Source organism: Stieleria sp., assembly GCF_041595215.1.
In the GTDB taxonomy this organism is placed as follows: domain Bacteria; phylum Planctomycetota; class Planctomycetia; order Pirellulales; family Pirellulaceae; genus Stieleria; species Stieleria magnilauensis.
On the sequence record NZ_JBFHKV010001124.1, the window covers coordinates 1 to 2686 of the forward strand.

The following is a 2686-nucleotide window of genomic DNA, read 5'->3' on the forward strand; positions in this document are numbered from 1 at the left end:
CGACCGACCGCCTCGAAGCATGCCCGATCACTGGCAGCCGTGTGCACGTCCGGTCCAGGGGGATCACAACCGGGGAAGTTGTTGGTGTGGACGGATTCACCAAAGCCCCATTGTATCCCATGCCACCGACCCATTGGATGCCCGAGAGGGCCGCCGGGATGAAAAGCGGTGGCGAGTCAGTGTTTCGAGTCAGTGTTTCGAGTCAGCTTTCCGAATCGGTAAAACCGGGGGGCGGAACGATTTGCCCATCTCGAACCAAGAACTCCAGTGCCGCCTGAGCGTATTGTTGGGTCTCTTGTCGCTCCGAATCCTCCTTGTCCAGCGTGACCATCCCCGATTGATTCATGTACTGATCAAAGGTTTGCCGGTCGTTGGCGGACATTTGAATCCACATCCGACGCGGTAAGCCGTACCAATTGACATCCTGAGGCGTGATGATTCCGTAATGGGTCATGTCACCGAGTCCTTCGATGGTGTCGCCGAGCCGTTGATCCGCACGTGGCGGCACCTTTCCACCCTCACTGGCGGCAAGGAAATCGCTCATCTGTCGGCTGACCTCCCGCAGACGATAAACGCGTTGGACGTGTACCGGGATCACCGAGACGTGGTCGAATTCGCCTTGCGGAGGATCGGGCAAGGCCGGCCGATGCTTCGGTCCCACCGCCATGTTGTACGCCTGCCAGACCACAGCAATCTCTAGAAAATCAAATCGATTTTCGTTGGCAAGGTTTTTGCCAGACGCATCTAAAAACTCGCCGATCGGCATGGGGTTTCCAGCAGGAGCCGCCTGGGCCACCTGTTGCAGATACAGGTTTCGGTGATCCGTCATGCCGATCTGCGTCATACGATTCCAGAGGTCCCGTAACACCTGGTAAGGAATCAGGTGATGGTAGACGCCCGCCCTCGGCCACTCCTTCCAGTTCGGCGGACGATAGTTGGATCTCGCGGTAATCGTGCCATCGCGCTGAAACATCACTGGACCTGAAGCAGGGTAGCGGAGTTCGACCAACGGTTCCGTCATCGCACCATGCCGCGTCGAGTTGCTAAGAAAACGTCGATTTTCTGAAACACCCCCACGCCGTCGCCAGCGTTTGTCGACTCAGCCCTTGAACGACGTCCTGATCAAAAGTGAACCGTTCCCCGGCTGAGTTTGACGTCGACGTTGATCAATCTCCCGCTGCGTTTGTCTTTGACCAGCAAACGCACCCATCCGAAACGATTGGCGTAGCGCTCGAGCGCCGTGTCGATCCGCAGCGTCCGATGGGTTCCAATTCCAATCGGATGTCCATTGACGGCGAGGATCCGATCGCCCACTTCCAATCCCACCCTGGCCGCCGCCGTCCCCGGGTAGACCTGTGTCAACAACAACCCGTTCGCACTGTAGCTGCCATAGACGCCTAAATACCAACCGCCGACAATCGGATTGCCCGATCCCTGGCCGGGTTTCGGTTCGACAAACCCGCCGCCTTCCACCGCGCCGAGCGTGGCGGCCGAGCGATCCGCAGCGGCTTGCTCACCCGCGTCGGGGCCGATCACAACGACGTCGTCCGCCCGCGTCACCGAAGAAGCGACGAGAACCGAAAGGCCGATCACACTCCACCGCAAAACGTTCATGTTGAATGTCCCACGACTCGTGCGTGCCAGAAACCTGCGACGTGCAACAGCCAAGTTGGCACCCGACCGGCCGCAACGATAGCGCGTTGCAATAATCGTACCGAGCGTTTCGTGCGGACCAGGCCAAGAAGACGTCCCGCCAGAGACGAAAAATGCTGTCACGGCACGGCACCTGTGGAATACAATCGACAGTTGGGAGTGCGCACTATCTTCGGTCCACTGTTTGACGTGGCACGTACCATGCCCGGAAACCACAAAGCGTTCACGCGCAACGAGTTCCGCTGTTGCATTTGCGGCACGGAGATCACTCGTCAACAGGCCAGATCGTTCCAGACCTGCATGTCATGGAAGTGCCGCTGCGAACACCGTGGCCGATTGCGCGATCAAGTGAGGAAATCAGAAGCAAAATACGAACAGGCGCTGACCCGATTTCGAAACGGACTTTGTTCGACGCGCAACCAACTGGCCCGTGCAGGCGGGGTTGAACATCCGGAAAGGTATTTGCCAGTTTGTGTCCCAAGCTACAACGCCGACTTGGTCCCCATGACGGCGGACCGGCGTGAAACGCTCCGAGCGTTTCTGCTGGCCCTGATTGAAGACTGTCCTTCTGAAGCGGACGCCGAACCGGATGCCGCTACGGAGGCGGCGGACCAGGCTGGCGGTGCAGATTCAAGTGACCACGACGCCGCATCGGAAACGCTGGGCGAGTTTTTAGCCGTAGCCTGTACATGCTGTGGCGGGCACTGCTGTACCGACGGAGGCGACCACGCCTATTTCACCGTCGACTCGATGCGCCGATACCTCGCCCGTCACCCGGACCGAAGTCCTGACGCGATTGTCGATGACTACCTGCAGCATGTCCCCGAGGAGACCTACGAAGCGTCCTGCATCTATCACTCCGCGACCGGTTGCTCCCTGCCCCGCCCGATGCGGTCTGATCTCTGTAACTCCTTTGAATGCTACGGTTTGACACAGCTACGCGATCAGGTTGCCGAAAATGCCGGTACAGGGCTCTTCATCGCCGCCACGAACCAGGAACAGGTCATGCACCATCGCTTCGTCGAACCACGCC

3 protein-coding genes are annotated in these 2686 nt (G+C 58.9%); 1 reads left to right on the top strand and 2 read right to left on the bottom strand.

What is annotated here, in order from left to right:
• Positions 1–202: 202 nt before the first annotated feature.
• A complete protein-coding gene (locus ABX749_RS28755) occupies positions 203–1021 on the bottom strand; it encodes a hypothetical protein (RefSeq protein WP_372899064.1) in 819 nt (272 codons plus the stop codon).
• Between the two features lie 101 nt (positions 1022–1122).
• Entirely contained in the window at positions 1123–1614 is a 492-nt protein-coding gene (locus ABX749_RS28760) for a PDZ domain-containing protein (protein WP_372899065.1), read from the bottom strand.
• A 543-nt stretch (positions 1615–2157) separates the two neighbouring features.
• Between ABX749_RS28760 and ABX749_RS28765 the strand changes: the two genes are divergently transcribed.
• On the top strand, positions 2158–2686 hold a 529-nt coding region (locus ABX749_RS28765), incomplete at its 3' end, for a hypothetical protein (protein WP_372899066.1).

Bases quoted from the DNA above. Each gene is read 5' to 3' on its own strand.
- ABX749_RS28760 (WP_372899065.1), bottom strand. From the start codon at position 1,614: ATGAACGTTTTGCGGTGGAGTGTGATCGGCCTTTCGGTTCTCGTCGCT.
- ABX749_RS28755 (WP_372899064.1), bottom strand. From the start codon at position 1,021: ATGACGGAACCGTTGGTCGAACTCCGCTACCCTGCTTCAGGTCCAGTG.